The 16,818-nt window shown below is 73.6% G+C and carries 19 protein-coding genes; 10 read left to right on the top strand and 9 right to left on the bottom strand.

The window, feature by feature from the left end:
• The first annotated feature begins 111 nt into the window (after positions 1-111).
• On the top strand, positions 112-1,287 hold the full coding sequence (locus BLV02_RS15280; protein ID WP_083412380.1) for a mandelate racemase/muconate lactonizing enzyme family protein: 1,176 nt from the start codon (positions 112-114) through the stop codon (positions 1,285-1,287).
• Positions 1,284-2,948 (top strand): N-acyl-D-amino-acid deacylase family protein, encoded by a 1,665-nt coding sequence (locus BLV02_RS15275; RefSeq protein ID WP_069111834.1) that lies wholly within the window; start codon positions 1,284-1,286, stop codon positions 2,946-2,948. Before BLV02_RS15280 ends, BLV02_RS15275 begins: the two co-directional genes overlap by 4 nt.
• A gap of 4 nt (positions 2,949-2,952) precedes the next feature.
• On the opposite strand, the gene BLV02_RS15270 is transcribed toward BLV02_RS15275, so the two are convergent.
• The 3 genes from BLV02_RS15270 to BLV02_RS15260 all read right to left on the bottom strand — a co-directional run bounded on the left by BLV02_RS15270 (position 2,953) and on the right by BLV02_RS15260 (position 6,705).
• A complete protein-coding gene (locus tag BLV02_RS15270; protein ID WP_069111835.1) occupies positions 2,953-4,404 on the bottom strand; it encodes an MFS transporter in 1,452 nt (483 codons plus the stop codon).
• 256 nt (positions 4,405-4,660) lie between these two features.
• Positions 4,661-5,635 carry a serine hydrolase domain-containing protein gene (locus BLV02_RS15265; protein ID WP_069111836.1) on the bottom strand — a complete coding sequence of 325 codons (975 nt, stop codon included), beginning with the start codon at positions 5,633-5,635 and terminating at the stop codon, positions 4,661-4,663.
• A gap of 53 nt (positions 5,636-5,688) precedes the next feature.
• Positions 5,689-6,705 (bottom strand): PIN domain-containing protein, encoded by a 1,017-nt coding sequence (locus BLV02_RS15260; protein WP_069111837.1) that lies wholly within the window; start codon positions 6,703-6,705, stop codon positions 5,689-5,691.
• 103 nt (positions 6,706-6,808) lie between these two features.
• On the opposite strand from BLV02_RS15260, the gene BLV02_RS15255 reads away from it, so the two are divergent.
• Complete coding sequence (locus tag BLV02_RS15255) at positions 6,809-7,087, top strand: hypothetical protein (RefSeq protein WP_069111838.1); 279 nt, start codon at positions 6,809-6,811, stop codon at positions 7,085-7,087.
• Here BLV02_RS15255 and BLV02_RS15250 read toward each other — a convergent pair.
• Positions 7,075-8,034: a GlxA family transcriptional regulator gene (locus BLV02_RS15250; RefSeq protein ID WP_069111980.1), complete on the bottom strand. Its 960-nt coding sequence runs from the start codon at positions 8,032-8,034 to the stop codon at positions 7,075-7,077. The two genes, BLV02_RS15255 and BLV02_RS15250, sit on opposite strands and share 13 nt — an antisense overlap.
• A gap of 104 nt (positions 8,035-8,138) precedes the next feature.
• Between BLV02_RS15250 and BLV02_RS15245 the strand changes: the two genes are divergently transcribed.
• The 6 genes from BLV02_RS15245 (at position 8,139) to BLV02_RS15220 (ending at position 13,234) form a co-directional block, all read left to right on the top strand.
• Positions 8,139-8,933, top strand: coding sequence for an alpha/beta hydrolase (locus tag BLV02_RS15245; RefSeq protein WP_069111839.1), 795 nt, complete (start codon positions 8,139-8,141; stop codon positions 8,931-8,933).
• Positions 8,930-9,712: an MBL fold metallo-hydrolase gene (locus BLV02_RS15240; protein WP_069111840.1), complete on the top strand. Its 783-nt coding sequence runs from the start codon at positions 8,930-8,932 to the stop codon at positions 9,710-9,712. The genes BLV02_RS15245 and BLV02_RS15240 overlap by 4 nt, the downstream gene beginning before the upstream one ends.
• A 41-nt stretch (positions 9,713-9,753) precedes the next feature.
• Positions 9,754-10,434 (top strand): 8-oxoguanine DNA glycosylase OGG fold protein, encoded by a 681-nt coding sequence (locus BLV02_RS15235; RefSeq protein ID WP_069111841.1) that lies wholly within the window; start codon positions 9,754-9,756, stop codon positions 10,432-10,434.
• A 157-nt stretch (positions 10,435-10,591) separates the two neighbouring features.
• The gene (locus tag BLV02_RS15230; protein ID WP_069111981.1) at positions 10,592-11,560 is read left to right on the top strand and encodes an aldo/keto reductase; all 969 of its coding nucleotides are present in this window, start codon (positions 10,592-10,594) and stop codon (positions 11,558-11,560) included.
• Positions 11,561-12,245: 685 nt separating this feature from the next.
• Positions 12,246-12,575 (top strand): ArsR/SmtB family transcription factor, encoded by a 330-nt coding sequence (locus BLV02_RS15225; RefSeq protein WP_069111842.1) that lies wholly within the window; start codon positions 12,246-12,248, stop codon positions 12,573-12,575.
• A complete protein-coding gene (locus BLV02_RS15220) occupies positions 12,566-13,234 on the top strand; it encodes a cation diffusion facilitator family transporter (protein ID WP_069111843.1) in 669 nt (222 codons plus the stop codon). The genes BLV02_RS15225 and BLV02_RS15220 overlap by 10 nt, the downstream gene beginning before the upstream one ends.
• On the opposite strand, the gene BLV02_RS15215 is transcribed toward BLV02_RS15220, so the two are convergent.
• Both BLV02_RS15215 and BLV02_RS15210 read right to left on the bottom strand, forming a co-directional pair.
• Complete coding sequence (locus tag BLV02_RS15215) at positions 13,231-14,052, bottom strand: NAD(P)H-binding protein (protein WP_083288706.1); 822 nt, start codon at positions 14,050-14,052, stop codon at positions 13,231-13,233. The genes BLV02_RS15220 and BLV02_RS15215 overlap by 4 nt on opposite strands.
• Positions 14,053-14,062: 10 nt before the next feature.
• A complete protein-coding gene (locus tag BLV02_RS15210; protein ID WP_069111845.1) occupies positions 14,063-14,509 on the bottom strand; it encodes an SgcJ/EcaC family oxidoreductase in 447 nt (148 codons plus the stop codon).
• 109 nt (positions 14,510-14,618) lie between these two features.
• Here BLV02_RS15210 and BLV02_RS15205 point away from each other — a divergent pair, with 109 nt between their 5' ends.
• The gene (locus BLV02_RS15205) at positions 14,619-15,395 is read left to right on the top strand and encodes a hypothetical protein (RefSeq protein ID WP_069111982.1); all 777 of its coding nucleotides are present in this window, start codon (positions 14,619-14,621) and stop codon (positions 15,393-15,395) included.
• Here the strand turns inward: BLV02_RS15205 and BLV02_RS15200 are convergent.
• From BLV02_RS15200 to BLV02_RS15190, 3 genes are read right to left on the bottom strand one after another with little or no spacing between them, the layout of a single operon-like run.
• Positions 15,384-15,893: a DUF1269 domain-containing protein gene (locus BLV02_RS15200; RefSeq protein ID WP_069111846.1), complete on the bottom strand. Its 510-nt coding sequence runs from the start codon at positions 15,891-15,893 to the stop codon at positions 15,384-15,386. The genes BLV02_RS15205 and BLV02_RS15200 overlap by 12 nt on opposite strands.
• Positions 15,890-16,459: a hypothetical protein gene (locus tag BLV02_RS15195; protein ID WP_141711608.1), complete on the bottom strand. Its 570-nt coding sequence runs from the start codon at positions 16,457-16,459 to the stop codon at positions 15,890-15,892. The genes BLV02_RS15200 and BLV02_RS15195 overlap by 4 nt, the downstream gene beginning before the upstream one ends.
• Before the next feature lie 22 nt (positions 16,460-16,481).
• The gene (locus BLV02_RS15190; protein ID WP_069111848.1) at positions 16,482-16,805 is read right to left on the bottom strand and encodes an SHOCT domain-containing protein; all 324 of its coding nucleotides are present in this window, start codon (positions 16,803-16,805) and stop codon (positions 16,482-16,484) included.
• Between the last annotated feature and the right edge of the window lie 13 nt (positions 16,806-16,818).

Here is a 16,818-nt window from a genome sequence, read left to right as displayed (position 1 = left end):
CCACCGTCGCGTCACATCCTTTCAGCCGTTACCGGGGTTGGCCGGGGCAGCAGCATAGTTCAGCACTTGCTAAGTAAACACCTAAGTCCTAGGTTCTAGGAAGGAGGTGCCATGAAGATAGATCGAATTCGATCGTGGCCGGTGGATTTCGGCTTCTACAACGCCGTGTACGTCCAGGTGGAGACCGACGACGGCGCGGTCGGGGAGGCCGAGGTCGCCATGCGGCGGCGGACGCGGTCGATCGTGGCGCTCATCGAGGAGCTCGGGGACGAGTTGCGCGGCCAGGACCCGACCCGGATCGAGCAGCTCGGCGAGCGCATGTACCGCGACGCGTTCCTCGGCGGCACGCTGCTCACCATCGGCATCAGTGCCATCGACATGGCGCTGTGGGACCTGAACGCGCGGGCGCTCGGCGTGCCCGTGCACCGGCTGCTCGGCGGCGCGTTCCGCGACGAGGTGCGCGTCTACACCCACGCCCGGGCCGGCGAGTCGCCGGAGGCGCTGGCCGAGACGGTCCGTGCGCGGGTCGCCGCCGGGTTCACCGCGATCAAGACGACGCTGCCCGGGTTCTACGAGAAGGTCACCAGCGTCCGGCACGAACGGGTCCAGCTGGTCCCGCCGCGCCAGACGGAGACCGAGCTGCTGCCGCCGTGGATCTTCGGCCACATCGCCGAGTACTTCGCCGCCGCCCGCGAGGCCGCCGGGCCCGAGGTCCACCTCATGGTCGACTGCCACGGCCGGCTCAACGTGCCGAACGCGATCAGGCTGGCCGAGGCGCTGGCGCCGTACGACCTCACGTTCATCGAGGAGCCGGTGCCGTACGAGCGGCCGGACTGGCTGCGCGAGGTGTCCAGCCGGGTCAGCACGCCGATCGCGGCCGGCGAGCGGTGGGGCAACCACCTGTCCAGCGCGCCGTTCATCGAGCAGCACGCGGTCGCCGTCGCCCAGCCCGACGTCGGCATCTGCGGCGGCCTGACGCCGGCGAAGAAGATCGCCACCCTGGCCGAGGCGCACGGCATCTCGGTCGCGTTCCACAACCCGTTCGGGCCGCTGCAGAGCGCCGCCACCTGGCAGCTCTCCGCGACCCTGCCGAACTTCCTGCTCAGCGAGTCGATGATCACGCCGGAGCAGGCGCCGTACTGGGAGCGCTACGTGGAGAATCCGCCGCAGGTGACCGACGGCGTCTGGCGGGTCGACGACGCGCCCGGGCTGGGTCCGCGGCTGCGGATCGACGAGCTGGAGCGGTCCGAGCCCCGGTTCGTCCTGGACCTCGGGGGCACCCGGTGAGCGCGCCGTTCGACGTGCTGATCGAGCACGGCACCGTCGTCGACGGCACCGGCAACCCGGCCTTCGCGGCCGCCGTCGGGATCAGGGACGGACGGGTGACGCTGCTGCGCGGCGCCACGGCGGACGTGCCGGCGCTGGAGCGGATCGACGCGGCCGGGCTGGTCGTCGCGCCCGGCTTCATCGACCTGCACAGTCATTCCGACCTCGTCCTGCTCGGCGACCCGGACCTGGAGATGAAGGTCCGCCAGGGCGTCACCACCGAGGTCATCGGCGTCGACGGGCTGTCGTACGCGCCGTTCGACCGGCCGGCCGACCTGCACGGGTTCGCCGAGCAGAACGCCGGCATCGCCGGGCTGCCCGCGGAGCCGCTGGGCTGGCGCTCGATCGCGGACCAGCTGGACTCCTACGACCGCCGGCTCGCGGTGAACGTGGCGACGCTGGTCGGCAACACGGCGCTGCGGGTCAACGCGCTCGGCTGGGAGCCCGGCGTCGCGGACGGCGCGGCGCTGGACCGCATGCGCGGCCAGGTGCGCGACGCGATGTACGACGGCGCGTTCGGCCTGTCCACCGGCCTGGACTACCCGCCGGGCGCGCACGCGACGACGGACGAGCTGATCGCGCTGGCGGCCGAGGCGGCCGAGCTGGGCGGCATGTACCACACGCACGTCCGCTACGGACTCGGCGACACCTACCTCGACCCGTTCCGCGAGGCCGTCGACATCGCGCGCCGGTCCGGCGCGCCGCTGCAGGTCACGCACTTCTCCCGGTCCGCCCGGGCGACCTACACCGGCGGCGCGCAGCGGATGCTGGACCTGCTGCAGGACGAGCGCGACGCCGGGCTCGACGTCACGTTCGACACCTACACCTACGAGTGGGGCGGCACCCGGCTGAGCCGGCTGCTGCCGCTGTGGGCGCAGGAGGGCGGGCCCGACCGGCTGCGCGAGCGGCTGGCCGGCGGCGCGACGCGCGACCGCATCGCCGCCGAGGTCGAGTCCAGCGGCGCCGCCCGGCAGTACGTCGCCAGCGCGCCGTTCTCCGACCTGCGGCTGGGCTACCTCACCAGCCCCGAGCACGACCGCTTCGAGGGCTGGTACCTGTCCGAGGTGGTCAGCACCCTGGGCGTGTCGCTCGGCCGGGTGATCTGTGACCTCGTCGCGGCCAACCCGGGCGCGACGTTCACCCGGCCCAGCCCGCACGCGATGACGCTGTGGAAGTTCGTCTGCCACCCCCTGGGCATGATCGCCAGCGACTCCGTCTTCATCGGGCTGGCGCCGAGCCCGCGGGCGTACGGCTGCTTCACCCGCGTGCTGGCCGACTTCGTCCGGGAGGAGCAGCTGCTCTCGCTGCCCGAGGCGGTGCGCAAGATGTCGTCGTTCCCGGCGCAGCGGCTCGGGCTGCCCGACCGCGGCGTGCTGCGCGACGGCGCCGTGGCCGACGTCGTCGTGTTCTCGCTGGAGGCCAGCCAGGCGCCGGCCAACTTCGAGCGGCCGCGGCAGCTGGCCGAGGGCGTCACCGACGTGTTCGTCTCCGGCACCGCGGTGCTGCGCGACGGCTCGATGACCGGCGCCCGGCCGGGACGGGCGCTGCGCGGGCCCGCGTACGGTCGTGCGCCGTCGGCCCCGCTGGTGCCGGTGGCGGAGGAGGCGCTGGCGGACGACTGAACGGTCAGCGGGGGAGCGGCACCGGCGCCGGGCGGCGGTGCCGGACCCCGTGGACGGCGGCGATGGTGGCGGTCAGCGCGGCGGCGATGCTGGCGATGACGAACGAGACGACGTAGCCGTCGACCTTCGGGATGGACGTGCCCGCGATGAGCGAGCCGGTCAGGATGGCCGCCGTCGCAGCGCTGGCCACGCTGCCGCCGGCCGTGCGGACCAGCGAGTTGATGCCGCTGGCGATGCCGCTCTGGTGCATCGGGACGTGCTCGACGGCGAGCGTGCCGAGCGCCGCGTACGCGATGCCGAAGCCGATGCCCTGGATGCCGCTGAAGATCATGACGTCCAGCGGGGTGTCGTGGTTGACGGCCAGCCACACGTAGCTGAGCGCGGCGAACGTCGCGCCGACGGCCAGCGTGAACGCCGGGCCGAGCCGGGCCTCGAACCGTCCGGCCAGCACCGAGAAGACCAGCATGGTGACGGTGCTCGGCAGCATGTACAGGCCCACGTCGAGCACCGAGCCGCTGAGGCCGTACCCGGCGACGTCGGACGGCGTCTGGATGAGGTTCGACACCAGCGTGAACGCCGCGAACATGGCGAAGCCGAGCAGCACCGACGCGAGATTCGCCGACAGCGACTTCGGCCCCGTCAGCAGCCGCAGGTGCACCAGCGGCTCGCGCACCCGCCGCTCCACCAGCACCCACGCGGCGCACAGCACGACGGCGGCGGCGAACAGGCCGAGCGTGCGGCCGTCGGTCCAGCCCCACGAGTTGCCCTGGCTGATCCCCAGCAGCAGCCCGACCAGCCAGCCGGCCAGCAGCAGCGCGCCGGCGACGTCGGGCCGGCCGCCGCGCCGCTCGCCCGCCTCGACGGTGAACCGCACCACCAGCAGCATGGCCAGCCCGGCCATACCGGCGGAGATCCAGAACACCGGGTGGTGGCTGGTCGTGCGGTCGGCGATGACGCCGGTGACCAGCATGCCCGCGCTGCCGCCGACACCCATGGTGGCGCTGACGATGCCGATGGCCGACATCACCCGCTCGCGCGGGAAGGTGTCGCGGATGATCCCGATGGCCAGCGGGATGACCGCCGCGGCCGCGCCCTGCAGGGCCCGCCCGGCGATCAGCACGCCGAGGGAGTCGGACAGCGCGCACACCGTCGAGCCGGCCACCAACAGGCCCATGGTGACCGTGATCATCCGCCGCTTGCCGTACATGTCGCCGAACCGCGACAGCAGCGGCGTCGCGACCGCGCCCGCCAGCAGTGTCGCGGTGAACACCCACGAGACCGCGGTGACGGACGTGTCGAAGGTCTGCTGCAGCCGGGGGAGCAGCGGCAGCACGAGCGTCTGCTGGAGCGACACCACCAGCCCGGCCGCGCCGAGCGCCAGCAACGTGAGCCCCGGGGTCGCGGTGCGGCGGGCCCCGGGGCGCTCGGCGGCGAGGGTGGCGACAGCTTCGGTCATGCGGGCTCCTGCCGTACCGGGCATGGGCGGGGTGAGGGCACGGCGGCGGCGACGTGCTCCGCCAGACTACCCGACTGGTTGCCTGCTGCAACCATATATTCGGCGGCTCGGAAGCCCCATCGGAGTGTTCAGCACGCCCGGGTGGATGCCGTCGGCCTGTTGCCGTGCTTGCCCAGCTCGGCGGGGACGACCGGGTGTGGCGCGCCGCCCCTGCCGACAGGCGGCGCAGGTGTCGAAGGCGACTCAGGGTGTGCGGTCAGGGCGAGGCGAGCAGCCGGAACCCGACGCCGTCGACGGAGGCCGCGGTGGCCGAGAGGACGGCGACGCCGGTGTCGGCGGCGCGGTCGAGGCCGATCCACGACCGGAACCCGCCGGACCCGCCGTTGTGCCAGGTGACCTCCCGGCCGCGCACCCTGGTGGTGACCCAGCCGGCGCCGATGCGGGTGCCGCCGGCGAACGTCGCGACCGGCTCCAGCGCGGCCACACCGGGCGCCGTCCCGTCCAGCAGCGCCTCGATCAGCCGGGCGAGGTCGCTGATCGACGCGCGGACGCCGCCGGCCGGCCCGAGCGCCGGGTTGGCCCACGGATCGCGCGGGCGGCCCCGGCGGCTGCGCCCGGCGAGGGCGGACGGCCGCAGCAGGGTCGCGTCGGCGGGCACGTAGAGGCCGGTCAGCTCGAGCGGCCCGGCCAGCCGCTGCTCGACCATGGCCGCGTACGTCGTGCCGGCCGCGGCCGCGAGGCCGTGCCCGAGCAGCTCGAAGCCGAGGTTGGAATAGCGCGGCCGAGCCGGCTCGCGGCGCACGCGGACGCCGCGGGCCTGCGCGAACAGCTCGTCCAGCGTCTCGGTGTACGGGTTCGTGCCGTGCCGCCACAGCCGGAACGTGCGCCGCCACGGCTGCGCGGCCGGCGGCAGCCGGGGCAGCCCGGCGCGGTGCGTGCTGAGCGCGTCCAGCCGGGCCCGGGCGACCGGCGCGCCGTCCAGCGGGAGCAGCTCGCCGAGCGTGGTCTCCGGCCGGACCTCGCCGCGGCCGACGGCGTCGGTGTAGAGCAGGCCGGTCAGCGCCTTCGATACCGAGGCGAGCTCGAAGTCGGAGCCGAGGTCCGCGCCGTGGGCGGCCGCGCGGACGGCGGACGGGGTGACGACGGCGGCCGCCGCGACCGGGTGCCGCGGGCCGAGCTCGTCGGCCAGTCGGAGTCCGAGCCGGGCGTCGCCGTCCACGCGTGGAGTCATGTCGTCAACCTAGGTTGACGACGCCTCGGCTGTCAACCAAGGATGACAGACGGCTACGGCACGGTGAGCAGGTAGTCGTCGGCGCCGGCGTCCCAGCGCAGCTCGATGGTGCCGGTGGTGGCGGCGGCACGGACGAACTGGAGGAAGCTGCGGAACCCGAGCGCCTGCTCGCTGAAATCGGGCCGGACCCGGCGCAGCTGGTCCTTCAGGCCGGACAGCGCGGCCCGGCCGTGCTTCGCCGTGAGGTCCAGGACGACGGAACGCAGCAGGTCGAACGCCTCCTGCTGGCCGTCCAGCGCCGGCAGCAGCACCTCCGGGTCGCCCTTGGTCGGGCCGTCGGCCAGCTCGACGACGTGCCGCTCGGCGAGGTGGCGCAGCAGCTCGCCGAACGCGCGGAACCCGTGGTCGGCCTCGTTGAACGTGGGGTCCTTGCGCAGCAGGGTGCGCTTCAGCGTCGACGCCGTCACCTGGCCGCCGGTGCGTTGCAGCCCGGCCACGCTCTGCGCGACGACGCCGGCGAGGTCGTCGAGGTCGCGCTCCTTGGCGGCGGGCGACTCCTCCTCCGACGGCGAGGGTGTCGCCGCTGGCGCGGGCTCGACCCCCTCGAGGTCGTCGTAGTAGAGGAACTCGTCGCACGCGGGCGGCAGCAGCGCCGACGTCGAGCCCCGGATGCCGACGCCGATGACCCGCTTGTTCAGCTCGCGCAGCTTGTACACCAGCGGCGTGAAGTCGCTGTCGCCCGTGCCCACGACGAACGTCGACACGTAGTCGCGCACGAACGCCAGCTCGATGGCGTCGACGGACAGCTTGATGTCGGCGGCGTTCTTGCGGGAGGCGCCCATGCGCTGCGGCATCTCGATCAGCTCGACGTGCGAGCGGGTCAGCATGCGGCGGTCCTCGTCGAAGTAGGACCAGTCGGCGTACGCGCGGCGCACGACCACCCGGCCGCGCTCGGCCAGCGCGTCGGCGATCGGGCGCACGTCGAAGGCCAGCCCGCCGAGGTCCTCGCGGGCGCCGATGGCGAGATTCTCGTAGTCCAGGAAGAGGGCGATGCGATCTTCGTCGTCCACACCGGAAGGCTACGCCCGCACGGGCCGCGGAGAAGCAGATCTGAAGACGTTGTGAAGGTGTCGCTCCCTAGCGTCGGCCGCGACAGCCGACACAGGAGGAACGATGATCCGGAAGATCACCACGAGCCTGCTCGCGGCGGGGGCGCTGGGTGCCGCCGCTCTCGCGGGCGGCGGACCCGCCGCCGCCACCACGCAGGCCGAGCCGGCGCCGTCGACGGGCCCCATCTCCGCGATGGCGTGGCGCCACTCCGGCTTCTTCTCGAACGCGAACGCGTGCTTCTTCACGCTGGCGCTGACGCGAGCGGGCGGCACCTACACCATGCCGGGCACGGGGCCCTGCTACCACTCGGCCCAGGGCTACTTCTTCCACTACTGGAAGTGACGGCCTGGGGCCGCGCCGCGGAACGTCTCGCGGTACGTGCGCGGCGTGGTGCCGGCGTAGGTGTGGAAGTGCCGGCGCATCGCCTCCGTCGACCCGAACCCGGCGGCGTGCGCGACCTGCGTCACCGTCAGCCGCGAGTCCTCCAGCAGGGCGCGGGCCCGGTCGACCCGGCGCCGGGCGATCCAGGCGGCCAGGCTGTCGCCGGTCTCGTCGCGGAACCGCCGCTCGAGCGTGCGCGGGCTCATGTGCGCCTGCGCGGCGACGCCGGTGAGGGTCAGCGGCTCGGCGAGGTGCTCGTCCAGCCAGTCGAGGACCGGCGAGAGCGGCCCGGACGGGCGGGGACCGGGCCGGGCGTACTGGGCCTGTCCGCCGGCGCGGTGCGGCGGGCTGACGAGCACGCGGGAGACGTCGTTCGCGTAGGACTGGCCGTGGTCCTGGCTCAGGACGTACAGGCACAGGTCGGCCGACGCGAGCATGCCGCCCGACGACAGCACCTGCCCGTCGTCGACGTACAGGGCGTGCTCGACGAGGACGGCCTCCGGGAACGCCGCGCGGAACTCGTCGGCCAGCGCCCAGTGCGTCGTGACGCGGCGCCCGCCGAGCACCCCGGCCTGGCCGAGCACGAAGGCGCCGGCGCACAGCGACACCAGGCGCGCGCCGTCGTCGGCGGCGCGGGCGACGGCGTCGAGGACGGCGCGATCCTGCGGCGCCCAGGGCGCCTCCAGCCCCGGGACGACGACGGTGTCGGCGCCGGTGATCCAGTCGACCGGCTTGAGGTCGCTCATGGTGAACCCGAGCGACGTCGGCGTCGGGGCCAGGCCGCAGACGCCGATCTCGTACGGCGGCTCGGGCTCGTCGCGGATCTTCGCGAACACCGACGGCCGGCGGCCGAACGCCTGCACGGCCACGGCGAGGTCGAGGACGAACGTCCCGCCGAGGACGATCATCGCCACCCGATGACGGCCCACTCCTACCCCCCGTGGCCGGAATCGTGGGAACTCTGACGCTCAGCGTAGTGCCTGGCCAGCGGGTTGCCCACGATGATCGGCAGATGGAACCGGACACCATCGTGCTCGTGCACGGCTTCTGGGTGACGCCCCGGAGCTGGGAACACTGGATCACGCACTACGAGGCGAAGGGCTACCGGGTCATCGCGCCCGGCTACCCGGGCTTCGAGGTCGAGGTCGAGGCCCTGCGCGAGAACCCGCAGATCATCGTCGACGTCACCGTCCCCGCGATCATCGAGAAGATCGAGGGCACCCTCCGCGAACTGGACCGCCCGCCGATCATCATCGGCCACTCGGCCGGCGGCGCGTTCACCCAGATCCTCCTCGACCACGGCTTCGGCGCGGTCGGCGTCGCCCTCAACTCCGCGCCGACCGAGGGCGTCCGCGTCGTCCCGTTGTCGCAGGTCAAGTCGACGTTCCCGGTGCTGAGGAGCCCGGCGAACCGGCACAAGGCCGTCGGGCTGACGGCGGAGCAGTGGCGGTACGCGTTCACGAACACCTTCACCGAGGAGGAGTCGAACGCGCTGTACGAGCGCTACCACATCCCGGCCAACGGCGGGATCCTGTGGGGGAGCGTGCTGGCCAACTTCCAGCCCGGCCCGCAGGAGACCTGGGTCGACTATGCGAACGACGACCGGGCGCCGCTGCTGTTCGTGTCCGGCGGCGAGGACCACATCATGCCGCCGGCCATCCAGCAGTCGAACCGGAAGCACTACAAGTCCGACACCGTCACCGAGATCCGCGAGTACGAGGGCTACGCGCACCTGCTGCCCGCGCAGAAGGGCTGGGAGCAGATCGCCGACGACGTCCTGGCCTGGGCGGTGGAGCACGCCCGGTGATCCTCACCCACATCGGCGGCCCCACCGTCCTCGTCGAGGTGGACGGCTGGCGGCTGCTCACCGACCCCACCTTCGACCCGGCCGGGGGCCGGTACGCGTTCGCCTGGCGTGCGTCGACGGCGAAGCTGACCGGGCCGGCGCTGGCCGTGGACGAGCTGCCGCCGATCGACGCCGTGCTGCTCTCGCACGACCACCACGCCGACAACCTCGACGTGGCGGGGCGGTCGCTGCTGGCGTCGGCCGGAACGGTGGTGACGACGGTGTCCGGCTCGCGCCGGCTGGGCGGCTCCGCCGTCGGCCTCGCGCCCGGTGCGTCGACGGTGCTGGCGGGCCGGGGCGCGCGGCCCGACCTGACCGTCACGGCCACACCGGCGCGGCACGGCCCGCCGCTGTCGCGTCCGATCGCCGGTGACGTCATCGGGTTCGCCGTGCGCGTCGGCCCGGCGTCGGCGGTGGCGCTGTGGATCACCGGCGACACCGTGCTGTACCGCCCGCTGCGGGAGGTGGCCGCGTCCCTGGCGGTGGACGTGGCGCTGGTGCACGTGGGCGGGGTGCGGTTCGGTCTCACCGGGCCCGTGCGGTACACGATGACGGGCCGCGACGCGGTGTCGCTGATCGGGACGCTGCGGCCGCGGGTCGCCGTCCCCGTCCACTACGAGGGCTGGTCCCACTTCGCCGACGGCCCGGCCGGCCTCGACACGGCCCTCGCCGCCGCGCCGGCGGACGTCCGCCAGCGGGTCCGCCGGGTCGAGCTCGGCGTCCCCACACCGATCGATTGACGTGAAGCCGTTGTGTCCTACCCACTCGCCACGATCGGGCGATGACACCGCTTCCGCGAGAACTGGCCACGGTCCTCGATGCCGAGCCCGTCGAACAACGAGCGTTCGACTGGTCGCGCCTCGCCTGGGACAACCAACTGCACGATCTGCCGGACGTCAGGGCGGTCCTCGGTGAGCTGCCGCGTGCGGTGAACCGGGCGGCGGCCCGTGAAGCCGTCCTGCGAGAACTGGAGCGGGATCAGGTCATCGGTGCGTTCGTCGTCGCCATGGTGTGGGGCTATGGAAACACCGGCTACGGACCGAGCCGGGTGCGCTGGATGCTGACCGGGTCGAAGGGTGCGGCGTCGTATCGCGCCGCTGTCCTGCGCGACGAGGTCACGGCGAAGCTCCGCGGCGCGGTGGACGTCGTGCGGGAGGATGGCGCCGCTTCCGCCTACGCCTACATGTACGGCAAGGGACGCGTGGCGTACCTGGGCGGCGCGTTCTTCACGAAGTGGCTCTACTTCGCCTCGGCGGTCGACGGTGTCGACGCGGCGAACGCCGCGCCGATCCTCGACCAGCGCGTCGTCGCCTGGCTGACATCGGCGGCTGGCACCCATCTGCGGCCGGACCGGACCGCGTCGTACCGCACGTACCTCGACCTGCTCGACGCCTGGGGTGGGCCCTTCGGCCGGACGCGAGTCCAGGTCGAGCAGGCGATCTTCGAGCTCACCCGGGCGTGAGCGGCTGCTCGAGGTGGCGTGGTGGCGGGAGGGCGGTGCATGCCGGCCGCGGCGGACGGCGCCGTCGTACCCGGCCACCACCACGCGCCGCGCCGTCACGGGCACAGGCTAGGAGAGGATGGAGCCGCCGGCGCCGACGACGACAGGGAGCATGCTGATGGAGTACACCCGGCTGGGCGGTTCGGGCCTGCGGGTGAGCCGCATCGGGCTCGGCTGCATGAGCTTCGGCGACCCGTCCCGCGGCTACGGCGACTGGTCCCTCGACGACGACGCGGCCGAGCCGATCTTCCGGCAGGCCGTCGAGCTCGGCATCACGTTCTGGGACACCGCGAACGTGTACGGCTTCGGGTCGTCCGAGGAGATCGTCGGCCGGGCCGTGCGGCGCTACACCCGCCGCGAGGACGTCGTCCTGGCCACGAAGGTGTTCTTCCCCATGCACGACGGCCCGGGCGGTTCGGGGCTGTCGCGCAAGGCGATCATGGAGCAGGTCGACGCGTCACTGCGCCGGCTCGGCACCGACTATGTCGACCTCTACCAGATCCATCGCCTCGACCCGGACACACCGGCCGACGAGACGATGGAGGCCCTGCACGACGTCGTCAAGGCGGGCAAGGCGCGCTACCTCGGTGCGTCGTCGATGTGGGCGTGGCAGTTCGCGAAGCTGCAGTACACCGCCGACCTCGGCGGCTGGACCCGGTTCGTGTCCATGCAGAACCAGTACAACCTCATGCAGCGCGAGGACGAACGCGAGCTGTTCGGCCTGCTCGCCGACCAGGACGTCGGCAGCATCCCGTGGAGCCCGCTGGCCAGGGGGCGGCTGGCCCGGCCGTGGGCCGAGCGCACCATGCGTGGCGACACCGACGAGCTGCTGCGCGAGCGTTACACCGGCGACCAGCCGATCGCCGACGCCGTCCAGCGGGTCGCCGAGGCGCGCGGCGTGCCCATGGCGCAGGCGGCGCTGGCGTGGGTGCTGCGCAACCCGGTGGTCAGCGCGCCCATCGTCGGGCCGACGAAGCCGCACCACCTTCCCGACGCCGTGGCGGCGCTCGACCTCGACCTCACCGACGACGAGGTGGCCGCCCTGGAGGCGCCCTACACGCCCCGCCTGCCGACCGGCTTCGTCTGATGGCGCCGGCTCACCCCGAGCGCGGTCGGCGCCGCCGGCTGGTCGGCGGTGGGTCGGCGGTGCGGGCGGCGGTTCACGCCTGGTTCACCCGGCCCGCCCGTAGGGTGGGTGCCCTCCCGGCCGGGAGGGGCCCGTGCTCCCGGCGAACCGCTGGTCACCGGCGCGGGCTGGCGTGGTCGTCGCGGCCGGGAGTCGTCGTGTGGGGCGGCGGTTCACGCCTGGTTCACACGGCCCGCCCGTAGGGTGGGTGCCCTCCCGGCCGGGAGGGGCCTGTGCTCCCGGCGAACCGCTGGTCACCAGCGCGGGCTGGCGTGGTCGTCGCGGCCGGGGCCCGTCGGTCATCGGCCCAGGGCTGGCGTGGTCGTCGCGGCCGGGAGTCGTCGTGTGGGGCGGCGGTTCACGCCTGGTTCACCCGGCCCGCCCGTAGGGTGGGTGCCCTCCCGGCCGGGAGGGGCCCGTACTCATGGCCGAGGACACTGTGCTCCCGGCCGGAAGGACATCGTGCTCCGGGCAAGCCGATGAGCGCGGCCATGCGCTCGCGCCGTCGAGACTCGGGTTGGAGGGCGGGGCGGCGCAGGAGCGGCGGCCCGCGAGCCGGCCCCCAAACCGGCCCGCCCGGCCGAACGTGCGCTGCGGCCCGGACAACACTTACGTGAGTACAGCGTTTGCTGTACTGTCCCGTCGCATGACGGTGACCGCGGAACACACCGACGCGCTGGCGCGGCTCGGGTACGCGCTGTCCGACGGCACGAGGGCACGGATCCTGCTGGCGCTGCGCGAGGCGCCGGCGTTCCCGTCCGACCTGGCCGCCGAGCTGGGGGTGTCCAAGCAGGTGATGTCCAACCAGCTGAGCTGCCTGCGCGGCTGCGGCCTGGTCGCGGCGTCTCAAGAAGGACGGCGCACGCGCTACCGGCTGGCCGACGCGCACCTGGGGCGGGCGCTGGGCGAGCTGCTGGAGCTCGTCCTCGTCGTCGACCCCACGTGCTGCGGCCCGGAGGGGTGCACATGCCGGTGAACACCAGGCGCGACGTGCTGCGTCGCCGGGTGCGGCTGATCGTGGCGACGACCATCGGCTACAACGTGGTCGAGGCGGTCATCGCGATCTCGGCCGGCACGGCGGCGTCGTCGGCGGCGCTGATGGGGTTCGGCCTCGACTCCGTCGTCGAGGTGGTGTCGGCCGCGGCCATCGCCTGGCAGTTCGCCGGTCGCGACCACGAGGCGCGCGAGCGGACGGCCCTGCGCGTCGTCGCGTTCTCCTTCTTCGCGCTGGCGGCGTACGTGACGTTCGAGGCGGTCCAGGCGCTGGCCGGCGCCGAGGAACCGGACCACAGCAGCGTCGGCATCGTCCTGGCGGCGGTGAGCCTGGCCGTCATGCCGGCGCTGTCGTTCGCCGAGCGGCGCACCGGGCGCGAGCTGGGCTCGGCCGCGGTGGTCGCCGACTCCAAGCAGACGCTGATCTGCAGCTACCTGTCGGCGGTGCTGCTGGCCGGGCTGGTGCTGAACTCCGCGCTCGGCTGGTGGTGGGCCGACCCGCTGGCCGCGCTGGTGATCGCCGGGTTCGCCGTCCGCGAAGGTGCCGAGGCCTGGCGCGGCGACGCCTGCGCGACGTCGGCCGGCGCGCTGCTGCGCGACCCCGAGACCGACGGCTGCGGCCCGGACTGCGACTGCTGCTAGGGCGGGGTCACGGGCAGCACCTCGGCGGGCGGGCGTCCGGTGAGCGCGGCGACGTCGCCGGTGACGGCGGCCCAGCGGCCCAGGCGGATGGACTCCAGCATCGTCGTGTAGGCGTGCGCCCACCAGGACGTCTCGCCGCCGTCCAGCAGCGCCGCCTGGTACGCGCTCGCCGGGACGTCGGCGTAGCGGGCGCCGGGCGCGAACGCCGCCACGACGTCGGCGACGGGCAGCGCGGCCGGCCCGGTGAGGTCGTGGTGCGTGTTCGACGGCGGCCGCACCGCCAGTGCGGCCAGTGCCCGCCCGACGTCGGCCCGGGCCACCAGCGACACCCGCGCGTCGCCGGCCGGCAGCCGCACCTCGTCGCCGTGCCGGGCGCCGCGGACCAGCGCGGCGAAGAACTCGGCGAACACCGAGGCGCGGGCCAGCGAGTAGCCGCAGCCGGCGGCCGCCAGCAGCTCCTCGGTGTGCCCGTTGGTGACGGCGTAACAGAACGGCGACCCGGCGTCGGCGTCGAGCCCGCTCAGCGCGACGACGTGCCCGACCCGCGCGTCGGCGGCCGCCCGCACGACGTTCGCGTGGTGCAGCATGACGGTGGCCGCGTGGCCGTCGCTGGACACGAACACCAGCGTGTCGACACCGGTCAGCGCGGCGCGCAACGACTCGGGGTCCGCATAGTCCGCGGCGGCGACGGTGACGCCCGGCGGCGGGTCGTACGCGGCGGGCCGGCGCACCAGCGCCACCACCTCGTGCTCAGGCGCCAGGAACGCCGCCACCTGACCGCCCAGCCGCCCGCTCGCCCCCGTCACCGCGATTCGCACGCGGGCGAGCCTACGCGGCTCCGAACACCGGCCGCCCGGGCGCGACGTCCTCGTCGTCGGGGACGCCGATGTTCTGGCACGCGGTGAGCAGCCAGCGGCCGTCCTCCTTGGCCATGACCCACAGCGGCGACCCGACGTCCAGCCCGTCGGGTGTCGTGTAGACCTGGCGCAGCTTCACGGCGGCGACGTCGGGACGGATGAACAGCACGTGCTCCAGCTCGAACCGCACCGACATGTCCGTCATGCCACCGGGCAGCACCTGCCGGGTGAACGCGGCGATCTCGTCCAGCCCGTAGAGCCGCTTCCCGCCGCCGGTGGTCCAGATGGCGTCGTCGCGGAACAGCGCCAGGAACTCGTCGGGCAGCTCGTTGTTCTGCGCGTGCTCGACGACGTCGATGACGCGGCGGATGGCGTCCAGCTCGGCCTCGGCGGCCACGGCCTCGATCTGTGTGGTCATGCCGCCAGCCTGCTACCTCAACCGCACTTGAGGTCAAGACGACATCACCCGGAACGGGTGGGGCCGGACCCGGCCGGGCGGGGTGACGATCCACCAGGGGGTGGTCCGGATGACCGAGGTGGCGCTGCCGATCATGTCCAGCAAGCGGCTGGGGGAGCTGCTCACGCTGTTCAAGGAGGCCGATTCCGTCGAGCTGAAACTGAGTGTGCCGGACGGGGACCAGCGATCCGCGGTCGCGGCGCTGGGGATGGACCCGCTGGAGGCGCAGATCCGGCAGGTCGTGTTCTTCGACACGCCGGACCTCGCGCTGGACCGCGCCGGCGTGGTGGTCCGCGCGCGACGGGTGCAGCGCCGGCCCGGCGACGCGGTCGTGAAGCTGCGCCCGGTGGAGCCGAAACGGCTGTCGCCGTCGCTGCGGCAGTCGCCGGACTTCGGGGTTGAGGTCGACGCGATGCCGGGCGGCTCGTTCGTGGCGTCCGGACGGCTCAAGGCCCCGGTCGACAACGCGCACGTCATGGACGTGCTGGCCGGGCGGCGGCCGATCCGCAAGCTGTTCACGAAGCAGCAGCGCGACCTGTTCGCCGCGCACGCGCCCGAAGGGCTGGAGCTGGACGAGCTGAGCGCGCTCGGGCCGATCCCGATCATGAAGCTCAAGTTCTCGCCCGGGGAGTACGGCCGCCGCCTGGTCGCCGAGCTGTGGTTCTACCCGGACGGCGGCCGCATCCTGGAGCTGTCGACCAAGTGCCTGCCCGGCGAGGCGCTCAACGTCGCCGCGGAGTCGCGGGCCTTCCTCGGCGAGCGCGGCATCGACCTCGGCGGCGTGCAGCAGACGAAGACCCGGACGGCGCTGACGTACTTCTCCGAGCAGCTCTCGTCAGGAGGGTGAGTCCTCCTCCGGTGCGGCGATGACGGCGGCCGCGGCCTCGGCGCTGACGGCGTGCCGCGCGATGTTGCGGTAGCCCTCCAGCCCGGCCTGCAGCCGCTCGATCATCCGGTCCTCGGCGACGGCGATGATGGCGGACGTGCCGGGCTCGAGGCTGTCGCCGATGGAGCGCAGGTCGTCGTCCTGGAAGCCCTTGTCGCGCACCTTGCCCCAGATGCCGCCGCCGGCCGCGCCGACCGCCGCCGACACCAGCAGCCCGGGCGGGAAGATGAGGCCGACGATGCCGCCCGCGACGGCGCCGCGCTTGGCCCACGTCTTGCCGCCGGGGTCGGTGGTCTCCTGGAACGTCACCTTGCCGTCGGCGCGGCGGACCACGACGGCGGCGTCGATGAGGTCGATGGAGCCCTCGCGGGCCATCGCGCGGAAGTCCTTCAGGGCCTGGCCGGCCTCGTCCTCGGTGCCGAAGGCGGCCACGAAGACCTCGACGTTGCTGTCACTCATGATGAGGTTCCTCCCGTACGGGTCTGCTGGCAGGACTGCGCGTCGTCGAAGGCCTGCCGGAGGGTGTCGTCGGCCGCCGACAGGTAGCCGGCGACGGTGTCGCCGAGCGTGCCGAGCGCCTGGCCGGTCTGGGTGAGCGCGGCCTGCGCGTCTGACAGGGCGCTGGTGATGTCCTGGCCGGTGGTCGCACCGGACAGGCTCTGGACCGCCTGGCCGGTGGCGTCCAGCCCGGCGCGGACGTCGTCGGCCTCGTCGCCGAGCTCCTGCTGGGCGTTCTCGATGGCCTGGTCGGCGCCCTCCGGGGTGTCGGCGATGGCCTCGGCGAGGTTCTCGGCGCTGGCCTGCACGGCGTCGACGCGGTCGGTGATCTCGCTGCTGAGCTGGTCCAGCGCCTCCGGCGACAGCGAGTCGACGTTCAGGCCGTCGGTGACGCCGCGGAGGTCGCTGGACAACTCGTTCCACGCCGAGCAGACGCCGTCGGCCCACTGCGTCTCCGCCGATTCCTCGCTGCTGCAGCCGGCCAGCAGCACGAGCGCGGCGGCGAGGGCGAACACGCGTGGTCGCATCGGGCACCCCTCCAGCCGCCGGTCAGCCGCCCAGCAACCGTGCCTTGGCGGCGGCGAACTCCTCGTCGCTGAGCACGCCCTGCGCCTTGAGATCGGCGAGCCGCGACAACTGGTCGGCGAGCGAGTCCTCGGCCGGCGCGGCGGGCGCGGCGGGCGCGGCGGGCGCCGCCGGTGCGGGCGGCGGCTGGGCGGCGTAGGCCGCCTGCGCCTGCTGCTCGTACTGTGCCTGCCGCTCGTAGTCCTGTTGCTGCCAGCGGTCGGCCTGGCGGCGCGACACCCGGTTCGACACCGCGGTCGCCGTGCCCGCCACGACCGCGGTCCGGGCCATCCCGCGCAGCAGTCCCATCGCGTCCGCCCCC

It is taken from the genome of Jiangella alba (assembly GCF_900106035.1).
Lineage (GTDB): Bacteria > Actinomycetota > Actinomycetes > Jiangellales > Jiangellaceae > Jiangella > Jiangella alba.
This window is presented reverse-complemented; position numbering and strand designations above follow the sequence as displayed.